This window comes from Niastella sp. OAS944 (genome assembly GCA_024809215.1).
Classification (GTDB): Bacteria; Bacteroidota; Bacteroidia; order Chitinophagales; family Chitinophagaceae; genus Niastella.
Window position 1 is genome coordinate 1,480,506 of the sequence record JANUBW010000001.1, and the last position, 16,782, is coordinate 1,497,287.

16 protein-coding genes, 2 tRNA genes and 1 riboswitch are annotated in these 16,782 nt (G+C 42.3%); of the genes, 6 read left to right on the top strand and 12 right to left on the bottom strand.

Annotated elements, in window-relative coordinates; genetic code table 11:
• Positions 1–2: 2 nt before the first annotated feature.
• Entirely contained in the window at positions 3–872 is an 870-nt protein-coding gene (gene era / locus GGD38_RS05740; RefSeq protein ID WP_375298973.1) for a GTPase Era, read from the bottom strand.
• 274 nt (positions 873–1,146) lie between these two features.
• On the opposite strand from era, the gene GGD38_RS05745 reads away from it, so the two are divergent.
• Positions 1,147–1,218: transfer RNA gene (locus GGD38_RS05745), tRNA-Met, on the top strand.
• A 124-nt stretch (positions 1,219–1,342) separates the two neighbouring features.
• Positions 1,343–1,414: transfer RNA gene (locus tag GGD38_RS05750), tRNA-Met, on the top strand.
• Positions 1,415–1,527: 113 nt separating this feature from the next.
• Here GGD38_RS05750 and GGD38_RS05755 read toward each other — a convergent pair.
• Both GGD38_RS05755 and GGD38_RS05760 read right to left on the bottom strand, forming a co-directional pair.
• Complete coding sequence (locus GGD38_RS05755) at positions 1,528–1,893, bottom strand: type II toxin-antitoxin system HicB family antitoxin (protein ID WP_375298972.1); 366 nt, start codon at positions 1,891–1,893, stop codon at positions 1,528–1,530.
• Complete coding sequence (locus GGD38_RS05760; RefSeq protein ID WP_375298971.1) at positions 1,886–2,149, bottom strand: type II toxin-antitoxin system HicA family toxin; 264 nt, start codon at positions 2,147–2,149, stop codon at positions 1,886–1,888. The genes GGD38_RS05755 and GGD38_RS05760 overlap by 8 nt, the downstream gene beginning before the upstream one ends.
• A gap of 527 nt (positions 2,150–2,676) precedes the next feature.
• On the opposite strand from GGD38_RS05760, the gene GGD38_RS05765 reads away from it, so the two are divergent.
• Positions 2,677–2,940 (top strand): helix-turn-helix domain-containing protein, encoded by a 264-nt coding sequence (locus GGD38_RS05765; protein WP_375298970.1) that lies wholly within the window; start codon positions 2,677–2,679, stop codon positions 2,938–2,940.
• Between the two features lie 57 nt (positions 2,941–2,997).
• Here GGD38_RS05765 and GGD38_RS05770 read toward each other — a convergent pair whose 3' ends face one another.
• Together GGD38_RS05770 and GGD38_RS05775 are read right to left on the bottom strand one after the other, a co-directional pair.
• The gene (locus GGD38_RS05770) at positions 2,998–3,402 is read right to left on the bottom strand and encodes a hypothetical protein (RefSeq protein ID WP_375298969.1); all 405 of its coding nucleotides are present in this window, start codon (positions 3,400–3,402) and stop codon (positions 2,998–3,000) included.
• A gap of 261 nt (positions 3,403–3,663) precedes the next feature.
• Positions 3,664–4,374: a head GIN domain-containing protein gene (locus GGD38_RS05775; RefSeq protein ID WP_375298968.1), complete on the bottom strand. Its 711-nt coding sequence runs from the start codon at positions 4,372–4,374 to the stop codon at positions 3,664–3,666.
• Between the two features lie 103 nt (positions 4,375–4,477).
• A riboswitch (TPP riboswitch) is annotated at positions 4,478–4,583 on the top strand.
• Between the two features lie 131 nt (positions 4,584–4,714).
• On the opposite strand from GGD38_RS05775, the gene GGD38_RS05780 reads away from it, so the two are divergent.
• The gene (locus GGD38_RS05780; RefSeq protein ID WP_375298967.1) at positions 4,715–7,141 is read left to right on the top strand and encodes a TonB-dependent receptor; all 2,427 of its coding nucleotides are present in this window, start codon (positions 4,715–4,717) and stop codon (positions 7,139–7,141) included.
• A gap of 89 nt (positions 7,142–7,230) precedes the next feature.
• Here GGD38_RS05780 and GGD38_RS05785 read toward each other — a convergent pair whose 3' ends face one another.
• The 6 genes from GGD38_RS05785 to GGD38_RS05810 all read right to left on the bottom strand — a co-directional run bounded on the left by GGD38_RS05785 (position 7,231) and on the right by GGD38_RS05810 (position 12,185).
• Entirely contained in the window at positions 7,231–8,028 is a 798-nt protein-coding gene (locus GGD38_RS05785; protein ID WP_375298966.1) for a PASTA domain-containing protein, read from the bottom strand.
• A 235-nt stretch (positions 8,029–8,263) separates the two neighbouring features.
• Complete coding sequence (locus GGD38_RS05790; RefSeq protein WP_375298965.1) at positions 8,264–8,572, bottom strand: rhodanese-like domain-containing protein; 309 nt, start codon at positions 8,570–8,572, stop codon at positions 8,264–8,266.
• Positions 8,573–8,591: 19 nt separating this feature from the next.
• The gene (locus GGD38_RS05795; RefSeq protein ID WP_375298964.1) at positions 8,592–9,338 is read right to left on the bottom strand and encodes a PASTA domain-containing protein; all 747 of its coding nucleotides are present in this window, start codon (positions 9,336–9,338) and stop codon (positions 8,592–8,594) included.
• Positions 9,339–9,998: 660 nt separating this feature from the next.
• Complete coding sequence (locus tag GGD38_RS05800; RefSeq protein WP_375298963.1) at positions 9,999–10,991, bottom strand: D-alanine--D-alanine ligase; 993 nt, start codon at positions 10,989–10,991, stop codon at positions 9,999–10,001.
• 113 nt (positions 10,992–11,104) lie between these two features.
• Complete coding sequence (locus GGD38_RS05805; protein ID WP_375298962.1) at positions 11,105–11,452, bottom strand: 4Fe-4S dicluster domain-containing protein; 348 nt, start codon at positions 11,450–11,452, stop codon at positions 11,105–11,107.
• A gap of 385 nt (positions 11,453–11,837) precedes the next feature.
• Positions 11,838–12,185: a 4Fe-4S dicluster domain-containing protein gene (locus GGD38_RS05810; RefSeq protein WP_375298961.1), complete on the bottom strand. Its 348-nt coding sequence runs from the start codon at positions 12,183–12,185 to the stop codon at positions 11,838–11,840.
• Between the two features lie 81 nt (positions 12,186–12,266).
• On the opposite strand from GGD38_RS05810, the gene GGD38_RS05815 reads away from it, so the two are divergent.
• Positions 12,267–13,265: an acyl-CoA reductase gene (locus tag GGD38_RS05815; protein ID WP_375298960.1), complete on the top strand. Its 999-nt coding sequence runs from the start codon at positions 12,267–12,269 to the stop codon at positions 13,263–13,265.
• A 269-nt stretch (positions 13,266–13,534) separates the two neighbouring features.
• Positions 13,535–15,031 carry a trypsin-like peptidase domain-containing protein gene (locus tag GGD38_RS05820; protein ID WP_375298959.1) on the top strand — a complete coding sequence of 499 codons (1,497 nt, stop codon included), beginning with the start codon at positions 13,535–13,537 and terminating at the stop codon, positions 15,029–15,031.
• 298 nt (positions 15,032–15,329) lie between these two features.
• On the opposite strand, the gene GGD38_RS05825 is transcribed toward GGD38_RS05820, so the two are convergent.
• Entirely contained in the window at positions 15,330–16,601 is a 1,272-nt protein-coding gene (locus tag GGD38_RS05825; protein ID WP_375303779.1) for an alpha-amylase family glycosyl hydrolase, read from the bottom strand.
• Positions 16,602–16,782 lie beyond the last annotated feature (181 nt).

Consider the following 16,782-nt stretch of genomic DNA (forward strand, 5'->3'; position numbering starts at 1 on the left):
TATTAGTGATAGCCGTATTCTTTTAACATAAACTCATTATCGCGCCACTTAGGCCGCACTTTAACAAAGAGTTCGAGAAATACCTTCTGTCCAAGGAACTTTTCAATATCCTGCCGGGCCTCTGTGCCCAGCTGTCTGATCATTTTTCCACCAACACCCAGCAAAATGCCTTTCTGGGTTTCACGGTTTACGATGATGTCGGCGGAAATTTTTATCAGCGATGATTTTTCCTTGAACTCGTTAACTATTACGGTTGTATGATAGGGTATTTCTTCCTGGTATAAATAGAATATCTTTTCCCGGATCATTTCAGCACAAAAGAAACGGGTGGGCAGGTCGGTCATTTCATCGCCTTCAAAGAAAGGCGGGTTGTTGGGAAGGAATGGTAGAATGGCATCTATTAATTCCTTCAGGCCCGTTTTCTTCAGCGCCGATATTCCAACCACAGCTTTACAATAGGACCTGGCCCCAAAGAAGGCGAACACTTCTTTCTTTTTTGTTTCCGATGCATCATCGAGTTTATTTACAACAATGATGGCGGGAACTTTAAGGCGCAATGCTTCAAAAATGCCGTTCACTTCCTCGAGGTTCTCCTTTACGTCAACCATTAGTAAAGCAACATCAACATCTTCGAGCGCCTGTTTAACAGCATACATCATTTTTTCCTGGAGCTTATATTTTGGCTCAATGATACCGGGGGTATCGGAAAATATGATCTGGTATTCAGGTTCGGTTAAAATGCCTTTAATGCGATGCCGGGTAGTTTGCACTTTTGGAGATACAATAGCCAGCTTTTCGCCCATAAGAGCGTTGAGCAGAGTGCTTTTACCCGCGTTGGGGCGACCAAATATGCTAACAAAACCCGCTTTCATTTGCTTCTAAAATATGCGCGAAGATAAATTATTAAAATTTGTTTGGTGGAATGATTTATATCTTTATCTTTGCAACCCAATTAACGAAGAAGGTACGGCAAGAAAGTAAGCAAAATTGGAAAGTTCTTTAGAAAATTGACTTTATAAAATCATTATATCGCGAATAAAAGTGGTAGCTCATTGGGCTCATATCCGCCAGCTGGCGGACGCAAGTTCGAAATGATTTTTAAAGTTAAAGGATTTGAGAAAACGCGATTAAGTAAACTCATTATATCGCGCGGTAGAGCAGCGGTAGCTCGTCGGGCTCATAACCCGAAGGTCGCAAGTTCGATCCTTGCCCGCGCAACTTTAAAGAGGCTTCTATTTAAGGAAGCCTTTTTTTATTTCCTTATTTGAACGCAAGTTCGAAACAGTTCTTTAGAAACAAAAAACATTATATCGCGAAATAAGTAGCGGTAACAAACTCATATCGCGCGGTAGAGCAGCGGTAGCTCGTCGGGCTCATAACCCGAAGGTCGCAAGTTCGATCCTTGCCCGCGCAACTTTGGAAAGGCTTCTGTAACAGGAAGCTTTTTTTATGCCCGTATATAAAATAAAATCCCCTGACAAGCTATCAGGGGTATACAGAATAATTAAGCCTAACTTCTTCTTTCCTTTATCGATGTAGAAACTTATTTATACCTTCCTTATTGACAAGGGCAAAATTAATAGCTGTTTTCACAAAATCATTTAGGGAAATATTTTGCATGGCGGCATACAAAGCGGCATCCCGATGCACATCAGCACCAACACGAACATTAAAGGTTCCCTTATAAGTTTTATTAGGCTCCTTCCCTATTTGCTTACAGGTTTCAATATAATCTTCTACAGCCTCCTGAAAAGCTTTTTTTAACTCTTTTACAGAAGAACCTTCAAAGCTTACCAGATCATCAATACCAAGGATCTTTCCATAAAACACTTCATCTTCTGTACTATATCGAAGAGAAGCTAGATAATCCTTGTATTGTAAGACGTCATTCATCTTTTATGTAACCTTTATCTTTTAGTTGGGTTATAACTTGCTTAAGAGCATATTCTTTAACAATATTACTCGGATGTGGTTTATGAAGTATGATCACATTTTTGTTTTCATCGGCAAACTTTCTTCTTGAACCACCAGTCTTACCTTTCTTCAATTCAATGTATCCAAATAAACTCAACAGTTTAATCAATTCCTCCCAAGTAAAATCCCTGGGTACAGACAATAATCTATGTAATGCTTTAGCTTTTGTTGACATCGATTAAATAGTTTAAATAAGTCTTTAGCTAAAAAGTATCGCATTACAAATTACACTTGACCAGGCTGCAGGTAAGGTAGTCGATGTACCAAATAAGACTTACTTAAAACTGCAACTATATTTCAGTTGCAATATATGAATAATTGATTAAAAAGCAATAACTTTTTACTTTTTGATCATACCGGCAACAAAAAAACCCGTCCACCTACTGGCAGACAGGTCAATCATCGCCTTTTCCTTTTAAACATCTAAAAGCTCCGGTAACAGCATTGCTCCTTGTCACCTTTCTGGTTTATTACTATGTAGCCTCTGATACTTTTAATGTAGAAGAAATAAAACATCCGCAAACACCATAGCATAACTGATATTAAATATTTCATTCATCACTTACGTTGCGGTTATCCGTTATGGAAGTTACAATATTTTTAACTCACTGTACTTTTTTAAGGACATTAATTATAAGACACATAACTTAGCGCCCCTTTTCAAGGGTTTTAAAATAAGGGAATCCTATCTTAATTGCGTACATGCGAAAACGTAGAACAGCACGGAGGCCTGTAGCCCAGGAATTATCTGCTGCCGAAACTGAGAAGATGTTGAACAAAATTGGAAAACTACTGAAGAATAAACGCCAGGACAGAACTACACTGGAAAGCTTTTCGTATGAAATAAATATCTCAAGAAGCGCCATGACCCGTTACGAAGCCGGCGGCGATATGTACCTGAGCACCTTCCTGAAACTTCTTCACGGATTAGATATAAAACCCGAAGACTTCTTTAAAGACATATAATAAAAAAAGCGCCCTGATATTTCAGAGCGCTCTTCCGTATACTTATATTAAACTTTATTATTTGATCTTGTTCACCTGTGTTTCTTCAACATAAGTGTGGCTTCTGTTAATTGAATACACTTCAGTGCTTCCGTTTTTAGACTTCACAGTTACGTTCAGTGCAGTATCACCCAACTCTTCTGATTTCAATAAGAACTTTTTATTAATTCCAGCACCTTTGAACTTTTCGCTGTACAACACATTACCATATTCATCGCGGAATACTACAGTATATTCGTCTTCCATTTTATTTGCCAGGCTCAGTTCAAATACCGGTTGATTCTCTACGTTTCCAATGAATTTCAGTTCGCTCTTGTTATCACCTTTCTCGCCATCGTTTGCCAGTGAAGTTGTTGAAAAAGCAACTACTAAAGCAAGTGCTGCGATCATCATCTTTCCAAAATTCATCGAATCAGTTTTCATAATTGTATGTTTTATTAGTTTGTTTCCTTTTGTGATACAAACATACTGCGCATTCCTGCCTGGTTAAAACCAACAAATCGCTGTTTTCAGGGTGCTAAAGGCCCCTATTAAATGTTAAAACCCGCCAGCATGGCGGGTTCTGTAAAAATTTAGTTATGATCTCCAACCCCAATAAATCACATAAATGTTTTTTGAACACGTATTCCTAAAACGGTTAAACTAACACCTGTTTATTAGTATTTAACCTATTTATTACGGTTATTACTGTCCTGTTTTAGTAACACTCCCGCCCCCACTGGCCGATTTATACTTCATAACCGGATTTCCTTTGTACTTCACATCACTACCGCCGCTGGCCATAGCAGCTATCTCTTTTGTTACAGTAATTGATGCATCGCTACCGCCACTGGTTTGTACAATAGCATTTTGTGCAATAAGATCATAACCCCTGAAGTCGCTTCCGCCACTGGCCACGATCTTTGCATCTACTACATTACCCTTTATTGAAACGTCGCTACCACCGCTCTGTTCAATTGTTAAGACGTTGGCCTTTACGTTTCCTTTAAAATCGCTTCCGCCCGATAATATTATATTCAGCTTATCACATTTAAGGGAATCATTTAATATAATGTCCGACCCGCCCGAAGCCTTTAGCTTTGTGATCTCTTTTACCGAGACATAGGCTGTCAGTTTTTTGAACCTCCAGTTCCAGCCCTGCTCCAGGTAGATCTTCAATTCGCCGTTTTCTACCACGGTCTTTATTCTATCGCGGTGACTTACTTCAGCAGCGCTTACCGCCAGCACTTCCTGCCCGCCCTGCGACAAATACAGGTCGATGCCATCAGAAACGGTTATTGCATGAAAACTTTCTACAGGGCGTTTTACCACATTCGGATCATAGATCACCTTCCCCTGGCCAAGCCCCATGAGGTTGATTAATAACAATATAGAAGTTATAAGGTACCTGAACATACCGCTCATTTGTTGGTGAAACGGCCCAAGAGGCCAATATGTTACAATATTCTTAAAAAAATAATGTTCGTATCTTTGCGAGCTCTTTTAAAAAACAGAGAATTTCAGATTCCCGGGGTGCTTTTACGCCAGAGGCGTTCTTGCTGAGATAATACCCGTAGAACCTGATCAGGGTAATGCCTGCGCAGGGAAGGTAGTTCCGTTATTCGCCTACGCTTCACTTTCGCAGCATTTCTCTCAAACCATTTTTTCAAACACACGTGCAACAGCTTAAATGTACTGATAAGCACCATTGCTTTACAGGTACATTTTATGTGGCCAAAACATTGATGATTTACTCATGAAAAAAATGATTTTGGGGATTTGCTACCTGTTCCTAACTCAATACCTCACTGCTCAAATTAGCGGTAAGGTAACAGATGCATCACAAACCCCTATTGCCTCCGCAACCGTTGAGCTTAGCAACGGCCTTTCGACATTGACCACAGAAAGTGGGTCCTTCGAATTCAAAAAAGTAAAACCAGGCAACTACACCCTGCAGGTTACTTCTGTAGGTTACCAGTCGGCCAACCAGCAGGTATCAACCGGTTCGCCCATTGACATTAAACTCCAACGTCTGAACCTGTTTTTACAGCCGGTGGAAATAAAGGCTACGCGTGCTGATGATAAAGCGCCATTCACAAAAAGCAACCTGTCGAAAAAAGAAATTGAAAAGCTTAACCTTGGGCAGGACCTCCCTTTTGTCTTAAACCAAACGCCTTCGGTGATCGTTAATTCCGATGCTGGTAATGGTGTAGGCTACACGGGTATCCGCATCAGGGGCAGCGATGCCTCCCGCACCAATGTAACTCTTAACGGTATTCCGTTCAACGATGCAGAATCGCAGGGGACGTTCTTTGTTAACCTGCCCGATTTTACTTCATCAGTAAACAGTATACAGGTTCAACGTGGTGTGGGTACTTCATCAAACGGGGCCAGCGCTTTTGGCGCCACCATTAACTTAAGCACCAATGAAACCAATACCACACCATATGCTGAGGTAAATAATACCTATGGTTCTTTCAATACCTGGAAGCATACAGTAAAAGCCGGTAGCGGACTCATCAACGATCATTTCACCATCGATGCCCGTGTATCGAAGATCTCCAGCGATGGATATATCGATCGCGCTACCAGCTCGCTAAAATCATTTTACCTGTCGGGTGCTTATATAAATAAAAACACCTCCATAAGACTGAATGTATTCTCTGGCAGCGAAAAAACTTACCAGGCATGGAATGGGATTCCCGAAGCCAAGCTACGTAACGACAAAGACAAACTCTTAGAACATTATTACAACAACTTAGGCTCCCTGTATTTTACGCCGCAGGATTCAGTTAACCTGTTCAACAGCGATCCACGTAAGTACAATTATTTCACCTACGCCAACCAAACCGATAACTATCAGCAGGACCATTACCAGCTGTTCATTAATCACGATTTCAATGGCCGGTGGACAGCCAACACCGCTTTTCACTTAACCCGTGGAAAAGGTTATTATGAAGAATTTAAAAATGTTCAGTCATATGCTAATTATGGGTTGAACGATCTGGTGTTTGGTACAGACACCATTCGTGAAACCGACGCAGTACAACAGCAATGGCTGGATAATTACTTCTACGGTCAAATATTTTCGGTTCAATACAAAGACGACATTAGCCAACTGATCATTGGCGGTGGCTGGAACCGCTATGATGGCAAGCACTATGGTAATGTAATTTGGGCTGCCCAGGGCGGTGTACCCTTTGGGCACCGTTGGTATTATAATGAAGCCTACAAAACTGATATCAATGCCTATGCAAAATACCAGGTAACCTTATTGAGCAACCTGCGCGCCTTTGCCGATCTGCAATACCGCCGCGTGTTGTATAATATCGGTGGTTTTAAAAACAACCCCGATCTGCTGCGTCGCAACACCTACGATTTTGTTAACCCTAAAATAGGCATCTCTTATTCAAAAGGCAATTATCTCGCATACGCGTCCTATTCTATAGGAAGAAAAGAACCCAATCGCGATGATTTTGAAGCCGGCGCCGATCAGCAACCGAAGCCGGAAAAAATGCATGATATTGAACTGGGTGCCGAACAAAAAACAAAAACCTACAACTGGGGCATTACCTTATATTCTATGTTATATAAAGACCAACTGGTGCTTACCGGTAAGATCAATGACGTAGGTTCGTATACCCGCAGCAACGTACCCAACAGTTATCGTATGGGAGTAGAATTACAGGGTGGTTTACACATCACCAACTGGTTCAATGTGGCAGCCAATGTTACCATAAGTGAAAATAAGGTCAAGGATTTTACTGAGTATTACGATGATTATGATAACGGCGGACAAAAAGCCATTCCGCATGGCAATACCGACATTGCTTTTTCGCCTGCTGTAATTGGCTCAGGTATTTTAAACCTGATACCTGTAAATAATCTTGAGATCAGCTTACTTGGTAAATATGCAAGCCGTCAATACCTTGATAATACAAGCAATAAAGCACGCAGCCTCGATCCCTATTATGTTCAGGATGCACGTGCCAGCTATACCCTGCGCCGCGTGTTGTTCAAAGAGATCGTTCTTATTGGCCAGGTTAATAACGTTTTCAACAAAAAGTATACGCCCAATGGTTATACATATTCTTACCAATACGGTAATAATGTGATCACTGAAAACTTTTACTATCCCATGGCCGGCACCAATTTTATGGTGGGGCTGAATGTGAAGTTGTAAATCAACAGGCTATGGGCAATAGACAATTGGCAAATAAAAAAGGATCGCGTTGCGATCCTTTTTTATTATAAGCTATTTAGATAGTTCCTTTACGGTTTGGCTACGCTATCAGTCTTTATAAGAGAGGGCTTTTCGGCCTGCACCCATACATCTATCACCTGGCCCTGGCGTAACTTATTTACATTACCAGATGAAGTTAAATGGGGCACCGATTGCCGGTACACAAACAGGTTAGGATCAGTAGAACCTTCCGGCAGAATAAGACCACTGTTAAACCCATTCGATTCAATAATCACTTTTGCTTCACCGAGAGTAAGTCCAACCAGGTCTGGTACTTCCAGTTCTTCAGTACCGGTACCCTGTCCTATTACCAATGTAATACCGCTTCCCATTTGTATTTTGGTGCCGGGCTTAATAGTTTGTCCTTTATATTTTTGCTCAAGTACAGCACCGGAAACGTTAGGCACATAAATAGTATCTTCAATTTTTAGCTTTTGCTGTTGCAAAGTGATCTGCGCACTGCGAAAGCTCATACCAACAAGATTAGGCATGTCAATATCGGGCGCCGCATCGCGGTTGATGATCAAATAAACCGTACGGTTCATCTTAACCTTTGAATCGGCATTGGGAAACTGCTTTACCACCGATAACAAGGCTGCCGTATCAACATAAACAGTATCCTGTATCTCCACTTCAAAGCCCTGCGCCTCCAGTACCTTTTTGGCTTCTTCAAACGATTTGCCGGTTACTGATGGCACTGCCAGCGACTTATCGTGCCGGGTGATAAAACTTAACGACTGAAAGAAAATGAAAAACAATACGAATAAAATGCCAATACCCAACAGGATATTAGCCCAAAGTGGTCTTCCGGTTATGAATTTAAACACAGGTACTATTTGAGTTTTGATAAATCAAGGATACAGATCTACAAGGCTAGTGTTAGTGGTAAATGGCTAGTGGGGCTTATAATTAATACTCACGACTGGCTTCGGACTTCATGAATTTCCTGTATTTCCTACTAGCCACTCTCTACTCACCACTCGCCTTTTCTACTTACTACCCGGCTTCACCTACTTCCTACCTCATATTCTTTTGTTCTTCCAACTAGTCAACTTGTTAACTCTACTGCCCATACTTCTGCAGCCACGCCAGCATACCACCACTCAGGTTTTTGGTATTGGCAAACCCAAGTGTATCTAAGATCATAGCGGCCTGTCCGCTACGGTTGCCACTGCGGCAATAAACGATCACTTCTTCATTCTTCAGGTTCTCTAACTCATCAACCTGCATCATTTGCACCTGGCCCAACGGAATATGCACACCGCCAATATTAAATTCGGCGCGCTCATGGGGTTCACGTACATCAACCAGGTTCAATTGTTCGCCTCTGTCAAGACGCTCTTTTACTTCTTCAGGAGTTATGTTTTGCATAAATGCTATTTAAGTTATTTTATTGTCCTTGTGTTGGTGGAACTTCGGGTACGGTTGGCTTCACCGGCTTTTCGGGTTGTAACCACAGATCTACCAGCTGCCCCTGCCTTATGCGGTTCACCCGGCCATCGGGAGTAAAGTGCTCCGGGCTTTGCCTTCCCACATACTGATTGGGATCAACAGCCGGCATTACAGCACCTACATTCAGTCCATTCGATTCCAACAATACCTTGGCATCGTTATAAGTTAACCCTACCAGGTCGGGCACACTGAAATCTTCATGTCCCAGCCCACTGCCCAGCACCAGGGTAATAAGGCTTCCCTGCGGAATTTTTGTTCCGGCTTTTATTCGTTCGCCATCGTATTGTTGTTCAAGGACCGAGTTCTTGGCAAAATCGGTACGGTAAACGGTATCTTCCAATTTCAACCCATATTGCGTCATAGCTATTTCGGCACTTCTATAGCTCAACCCTTCGAGGTTGGGCATTTCAATAAGCGGGGCTATGGCTTTGTTAACAGTAAGGTATACGGTACGGTTCACCTTTACCACAGCTTCGGCTTCGGGGAACTGTCTTAATACCGATAGTGGCTTTGCCGTATCGTTATAAATTGAATCCTGCAGCTCTACTTCAAAACCTTTGCCTTCCAGTATTTTGCGGGCATCTGCATACGATTTACCAGTTACGGCAGGAATGGTAAGGGTTTTATCATGCCTGGTAATCCAGCGAAGCGATTGCAGGAACACAACTATCAGTAAAAAAACCAAAACAATGCCTGTTAGTATGTGTATCCAAAGGGGTTTCCCTGTCAAGAATTTAAACAAGGTAGTATTTGTTTATTTTAGTTCGTAATCTTCTGTCGTGAAACGGCAAATGTGAAACGTGAAATGGCTCTCGAATTCGGGACTCGCTTTCCCGGCAATCGTGAATCGGCAATCGGCAATGGTTCTCGAAACTTCGGGCCTCGCTATTCGTGAAACGTGAAAAGGCAAACGTGAAAGGGCTCTCGAATTTCAAGACTCGCCACTAGCCACTTCCCACTCGCCTTTCCTCTATCAACTTTATCACCTCTATCACCTTTTCAACTTCCTAGTCAACCTATCAACTTGTCAACTCGTCAACTAACCACCATCACCTCTATCACCTTTTCAACTTCCTTGTCAACCTATCAACTTGTCAACTCGTCAACTAACCACCATCACCTCTATCACCTTTTCAACTTCCTTGTCAACTTGTTAACTTGTCAACCTGTCAACTTGCTTCTCCTCTATCAACTCCATCACCTTTATCACCTTTTCAACTCCTAGTCAACTCGTCAACTTGTTAACTCGTCAACTACCTCCATCACCTCTATCACCTTTTCAACTTCCTTGTTAACCTGTCAACATGTTAACTTGTCAACTACTCCTAGTCAACTCGTCAACTAGTTAACTCGTCAACTTTCTAACCAACGCATCCTCAATCAGCGCCGAATAAAACTCCTTCAACGTCCACCCCATGGCGCGTACCTGTTGCGGTACTATGCTTGCTTCACTTTGCCCGGGCACGGTATTTATCTCCAACATATATACCGCCTGTTTTGCTTCGTTATAAATAAAATCAATGCGTACCACCCCACGGCAGTTGAACAACTCATATATTCTTTTAGCTGTGCTGCGCACCTTCTCTGCAATGGCTTCATCAACCTGGGCTGGTGTAACTTCTTCACTCAGGCCCTGGTATTTTGCCTCATAGTCGAAGAAATCTTTTTTTGACTTCACCTCAGTGATGGGCAGGGTAATAATGCCTTTGGTTGATTTAAATACGCCAATCGTAAACTCACGGCCCGCAATAAACTCTTCTACCAGTATTTGATCGTCTTCTTTAAACGCTTTTTCCAGGGCCCCGGCCAGGTCTTTTGCCTCGTTCACCTTGCTCATACCAATGCTCGATCCGCCATTATTCGGCTTTACAAACACGGGCAGGCTCAGCTGGGCAAGTATCTGGTCGGGGGTAACCGGACTGTGTTTAAAAATATGAACACTTTTGGCAACATTTATGCCAGCAAAGGCTGCCACAGCTACCGTATATCTTTTATTAAAAGTCAATGCAGAAGTGGCTGAGTCACAAGAGGTATAGGGCAATCCGGTAAGGTCAAAATAACCCTGTAAACGGCCATCTTCGCCGGGCGTGCCATGAATACCGATCAAAACAGCATCAAATTTGATCTTCTTACCATCAATGGTGAGGGAAAAATCGTTGCGGTCAACGGTCAGTTTTTGACCATTGGCCTCATAAAACCACCCTTTAGGGCTAATATCTATCTTGAATACGTTGTACTTGTCGGTATCAACGTTTTTTTCAATTGTAAGGGCGCTTTTATAGGAAATTTCTGCTTCAGCGGAGTACCCCCCGGTAACAAAGGCTATATTGGGCTTCATGTAAGGTTCGAAAATTTTTAGCAAATAAACGAAAAACAACGGAAGGGGGAAACTACAGAAGCAGGTATTTGTGTATGCCGCTGTTAAAAAATAAAGTAAGCGGAAGAATGGCCTTATGCGTGTAATCTCTCTTTTTTAACCATCAGCTCCTCAACGGTTTCATGGTACAATTCGTCGGGTACGCAGCTATCTACAGGGCAAACACTGGCACATTGCGGTTCTTCATGAAAACCCTGGCATTCGGTGCATTTATCGGGAACTATATAATAAAAATCGATGCTGATGGGTGTGTGGTTGGCAGCCCCATCGGTACTGGCGCCATTCATCAGGGTAAAATTCTCTTTTATAGTGGTGCCATCGGCCATGCGCCATTCAACCCCGGGCTCATAAATAGCAGTATTAGGGCATTCGGGCAGGCAGGCATTACAAACAATACAATCTTCGGTGATCTTTAAAGCCATCTTGTAAAAATTTCAAATTCCAAGCACCAAGAACCAAATAAAAGTTCCAAGTTCCAGGCTCCAATTTCCAAGTTCCAAACTCCAAGTTATAAGCTCCAGATTCCAAGATCCAAATAAATCTCAAAACTCAAATTCTTTTGTATTAAACCTTTAGAACTTGAGATTGTGATTTGGAATTTCCTTTGGTCCTTGCGATTTGAGATTTGTGATTTTCCCTTTCAGGGGGACCAATAAAAAAGGTGAAGGCCGTTAATCCTTCACCTCAATACGGCAGGAAATATCACCCGCCACTTACAAGTAGCACAAAGGCTACATTACTATTATGATAGAAAGTTAGGAAAATTGAGTGCTTTTATCAAATTTTTTTCACTCAAATTCCAAAACTTTATATGTGCAGCTTTTCCTTTTTTGCCATCAGTTGTTCCACTGTTTCAACATACATTTCGTCTGGTACACAGCAGTCAACCGGACAAACAGCCGCACATTGCGGTTCTTCATGAAAACCCTGGCACTCGGTGCATTTATTCGGAACAATGTAATATGTATCTACACTAATGGGTGCATTGGCTGTATCGGCATCAACAACCGATCCATCCATCAAAACATACGATCCTTTTACAGTTGTGCCATCTGCCACTCTCCACTCTACTCCTCCCTCATATATGGCATTATTCGGACACTCGGGTTCACAGGCGCCGCAATTAATACATTCTTCGGTGATTTTTATAGCCATAACTTGCTGAATTTTAAACCTGCCCCAGGGCAGGTCCGTGAATTGAATAACTCTATTTTTGCACGACAAATATAAGGTGGAATGAATTTACAACAACGCATCGTTTTATTGAACCGGTTAGGTGAATATATTTTACAGGATAACGATAACTGGCAGGCAACCAAACAGAAAGCCAGTATACACAACAGCTGGTTCACCCCCGACTTCATAGAACTGGCTACCCGCAACCTGGCCCTGGCCTTTTTACAAAAAGACGCCCTCACCGCCTGGGCCCGGCAATATAATATCCCCGCCGAAAATACCGCCCCCAAAAATGTAGGTATTATTATGGCCGGTAATATACCCCTGGTTGGGTTTCACGACTTTCTATGTGTTTTCATGAGCGGGCACCGCCAAACCATAAAACCTTCGACCAAAGACGATGTGCTTATAAAACACCTGGTTCAACAATTACATGATTGGGACGAAAGCACCCGCCAGCTGATCTCATTTGCTGAAATGCTAAAGGGCTGCGACGCCTATATAGCCACCGGCAGTAACAACTCGGCCCGGTACTTCGATTATTATTTCAGCAAATACCCGCACATCATTCGCCGCAACCGCACCTCGGTAGCTATTTTAACCGGGGAAGAAAGCCCGGAAGAACTGGAAAAACTGGCCGATGATGTATACCAGTATTTTGGTTTAGGCTGCCGCAACGTTACCAAACTGTATGTGCCCGAGCATTACGATTTTGTTCCCATGTTCGATGCATTCAATAAATACAATCACCTGGCCGACCTGCACAAATACAAACACAATTACGATTATATACTGGCAGTATTGATATTGAACAAACAATACTACATGACCAATTCAAGTATTTTGCTTACCGAAAGCAAAGAACTTTTCTCCCCCATTAGCCAGCTGAATTTTGAATATTATAAACCGGGTTCATCGCCCGAAGCTGCGCTGCTCAATAATGAAGATGTACAATGTGTAGTAGGAAAACAACATATACCTTTTGGTAAGGCGCAGCAGCCTTCGCTTACCGATTATGCCGATGGGGTTGATGTCATGAAATTTTTACTGGACTTATGAAATTGTGTCAAAACAACCTGAAAATATTGCACTTATAAGTTGTGAATTTGAGCTTTAATAATTTTTAACTTTCCGGTGCTAAAGCGTGCATATTTAAGTATTACTCCTTACTTTTCAGTAAATTTGATAGGCAAGTACGAAGACTTTAGTAAATTAATTGTTAAACCAACTTATCAACGCTGGTTAAGTATCATTCCTGACGTTAATTTGTTATGTCTGTCAGGCATCAAATTTGAAACAAGTATAATCTCATAAAATTTATAACGATTATGAAGTGGAAACAAATTTTGGCTATTGTACTCATTAGCGCTGCCACTACAGGAGTTACCATGTGGGGTGTTAACCATCTTAGCCATGATACATATGTTTATCAAAAGGAAGGCGATACTGGAAAGATCCCAGCTAACTATGCAGGCTTTAATGGCCTTGCCGGAGGAAGTGGACCGGTTGATTTTTCACCAGCTGCCGATGCAGCCATACCCGCTACCGTACACATTAAAACAAAAGCTACCCGTACAGTAAGCAACAACCTGCCTCGTAATAATCCATTCGGCGATCTGTTCCCCGATCTGGATGATTTCTTTGGCGATAAATACCGTTCTATTCCGCAAATGGCATCCGGTTCGGGCGCTATCATTAGCGAAGACGGTTACATTGTTACCAACAACCACGTTGTTGATGGTGCCGATGATATTACTGTAACCCTTACCAATAAAAAATCTTTTAAAGCCAAACTGGTAGCAGCTGACCCCAGCAGCGACCTGGCTGTAATTAAGGTTGAAGCAAAAGGTTTACCATTCCTGTTATATGGTAACTCCGATGAAGTAAAAGTTGGTCAATGGGTACTGGCTGTAGGTTATCCTTTAACACTTGAAACCACCGTTACTGCCGGTATCGTAAGTGCCAAGGGCAGAACACTGGAGATCAACCGCCGTCAAAGCGATACACCTGTTGAATCATTCATTCAAACCGATGCTGCGGTTAACCCCGGTAACAGTGGTGGCCCGCTTATAGCAACCGATGGTAAATTAATTGGCATTAACTCAGCTATTGCCTCACCTACCGGTGCATACGCAGGTTACTCTTTCACTATTCCGGTTAACATTGTTAAAAAGATCGTTAGCGACCTTATTAAATTCGGAACCGTACAAAGAGCTTACCTCGGTATTGAATATCCAAGAGATAACCTCAGTGAAGAAGATAAAAAACAAAATGGTATTAAAGACGATGGTGGCGTATTTGTAATGACCGTTCGTGAAGGTGGTGCAGCCATTGCCGCCGGTATTAAAAAAGGCGACGTTATCACCAAAATCAATAACGTGCCTGTTGTAAGCGGCGCCGATCTTATTGGTCAAATTGCTACTTACCGCCCTGGCGATAAGATCACTCTTACCTACCAACGTGCAGGTAAAGAGTACACAAGTACTATTACATTAAAGAATAAAACCGGCAACACTGATATTGTAAAGAACAGCGTGCTCGATAAATTAGGCGCCGACCTCGAAAACGTAAGCAAAGACGATGCAAAGGAAATGGGTATTAAAGGTGGCGTTATCATAAAATCTATCAGCAACCGCGGTTTGTTAAGCAAAGTGCGTATTCAGGATGGTTATGTAATTACCAAAGCAAATGGTAAAGATGTAACCAGTGTTGATGAACTGAAGAAAGTTCTGGAAGGTGCTACCGGCAGCGTTAAACTCGAAGGTATTTACCCAGGTTACGATGGTGTTTACCCAATCGTTATCAACCTCGATGGCGCCCAGTAATTCAGTGCAGGCTTAATATTGACTTTCATATTAAAAGGAGCTCCGGCGGTAACGTCGGGGCTCCTTTTCTTTTACTCTGGGCTTAGGTTAAGTGGCATTTTGACAAAGACATAACAAAGACCAAACAAAGACCTGATAAAGACTTAACAGACATTTTGTCTTTATTTGGTGTTATTCTGATCTTAGTTAAATCTTTGCTTAAACATATTTTAAATACCAGGTAATACGGTTACAACCATAACGCAAACAGGCGCTCCGAACCATCGGAGCGCCTGCTTATTTTAAAACTAACTTTACATTAGCGTGTTAAAACCAAATATTCCCAGCCTTTTAATGGGGTAGAAAAAGAACCATTAACAGTAACCGGTTGCTGTGTAAATACATTGGTGAATTTGCCCTGTATTTGAGCGCCCGGTAATTGTACCGTAATATCCTGGGCCGAAAAGTTGACTATAGTAAGCAGCTCCTTGCCTTCATTTTTACGAATAAAAGCAAGTATGCGGTCATTATCATTTGTATTCAACAGTTGTGGTTTGGCGGCCATACCCGTTTGCAACGCCGGGTGCTGTTTACGCAGCTGTAGCAATGTTTTATAGAAATCGTGTAACTGCGGGGTGCCGTTCCAGGGTATTTCATCTTTATCAAAAAACGGTAATCGCCGGTGCAGCGGTAATTCCTGGGCGGTATACACAAGCGGTATGGCGTTCCAGGTGAAATTGAATACAGCCAGTGGCGCGGCCATATCGCCATATTTTTCATACTCAGTACCGTTCCAGGTATTTTCATCATGATTGCTGGTGAACAACATGGGAACAGTGCCGGCAGGTAGGTCGAACTCGTAATGGTTCAGCACATCTTTTAACTGGGTAAGCGTAGCTTCCTGTCTGAAATATTTTTGCGTGGCGCTCATCCAGCGCCAGCCATATAAACAATCGAACACCTGTAAATAAATTGCGTCGAGGGTTTCGCCCAGCCAAAACAATGGTTTTATGGGGTCAAGTTCAATACGGGCGCGGTTCCAAAAATCGAGTGGCACCAGGTGGCACATATCGCAGCGGAAGCCATCAATATCGCATTTCTTTATCCAAAAAGCCATGGCGTCTATCATGGCGGCGCGCATACCACCGTCGTAATAATTAAGGTCAATTACATCGTGCCAGTTGTTGGTATCGTAAAATTTGCCTTCTGAATCTCTTTTGTAAAACTCGGGGTTGGTTTGGGTCCATATATGGTCCCAACCTGTATGATTGGCCACCCAGTCGATGATCACTTTAAGCCCAAGTTTATGGGCCGCTTTTACCAATGCGGTAAAGTCTTCGAGTGTTCCAAATTCGGGGTTAATGGCTTTATAATCGGCGCAGGCGTAATAACTACCAAGGGTGCCCTGCCGTTTTTCTTTACTGATGGGGGTAATGGGCATAAACCACAAAATTTCAATCCCCATATCTTTTAAGCGCGGCAGGTGTTTGGCAAAGGCATTAAAAGTTCCTTCGGGTGTATACTGGCGCACATTTACTTCATAAATACTGCTGTTAACGCTCCAAGCTACCGGTGAAAATCGTCGCTCCATAAATCTCATTTCCTGGTTGGTTTAAGTAAAATTACGGGCAAGAGTTCAATAATTAGAAATACGTTTAAGTGATGCTATAACCTGTTAAATTTCAATTGCAGGTTTCAGGGTACATGTTCCAGGTTTTATTCTTCGGCCTCGTAACTATGAGCCACCAGTTACCAATTCCCAGATACCAGGA

Bases quoted from the DNA above. Each gene is read 5' to 3' on its own strand.
- GGD38_RS05805 (WP_375298962.1), bottom strand. From the start codon at position 11,452: ATGGCTTTAAAGATCACCGAAGATTGTATTGTTTGTAATGCCTGCCTG.
- GGD38_RS05815 (WP_375298960.1), top strand. From the start codon at position 12,267: ATGAATTTACAACAACGCATCGTTTTATTGAACCGGTTAGGTGAATAT.
- GGD38_RS05790 (WP_375298965.1), bottom strand. From the start codon at position 8,572: ATGCAAAACATAACTCCTGAAGAAGTAAAAGAGCGTCTTGACAGAGGC.
- era (WP_375298973.1), bottom strand. From the start codon at position 872: ATGAAAGCGGGTTTTGTTAGCATATTTGGTCGCCCCAACGCGGGTAAA.
- GGD38_RS05800 (WP_375298963.1), bottom strand. From the start codon at position 10,991: ATGAAGCCCAATATAGCCTTTGTTACCGGGGGGTACTCCGCTGAAGCA.
- GGD38_RS05810 (WP_375298961.1), bottom strand. From the start codon at position 12,185: ATGGCTATAAAAATCACCGAAGAATGTATTAATTGCGGCGCCTGTGAA.
- GGD38_RS05760 (WP_375298971.1), bottom strand. From the start codon at position 2,149: ATGTCAACAAAAGCTAAAGCATTACATAGATTATTGTCTGTACCCAGG.
- GGD38_RS05780 (WP_375298967.1), top strand. From the start codon at position 4,715: ATGAAAAAAATGATTTTGGGGATTTGCTACCTGTTCCTAACTCAATAC.
- GGD38_RS05820 (WP_375298959.1), top strand. From the start codon at position 13,535: ATGAAGTGGAAACAAATTTTGGCTATTGTACTCATTAGCGCTGCCACT.
- GGD38_RS05765 (WP_375298970.1), top strand. From the start codon at position 2,677: ATGCGAAAACGTAGAACAGCACGGAGGCCTGTAGCCCAGGAATTATCT.
- GGD38_RS05775 (WP_375298968.1), bottom strand. From the start codon at position 4,374: ATGTTCAGGTACCTTATAACTTCTATATTGTTATTAATCAACCTCATG.
- GGD38_RS05755 (WP_375298972.1), bottom strand. From the start codon at position 1,893: ATGAATGACGTCTTACAATACAAGGATTATCTAGCTTCTCTTCGATAT.
- GGD38_RS05825 (WP_375303779.1), bottom strand. From the start codon at position 16,601: ATGGAGCGACGATTTTCACCGGTAGCTTGGAGCGTTAACAGCAGTATT.
- GGD38_RS05770 (WP_375298969.1), bottom strand. From the start codon at position 3,402: ATGAAAACTGATTCGATGAATTTTGGAAAGATGATGATCGCAGCACTT.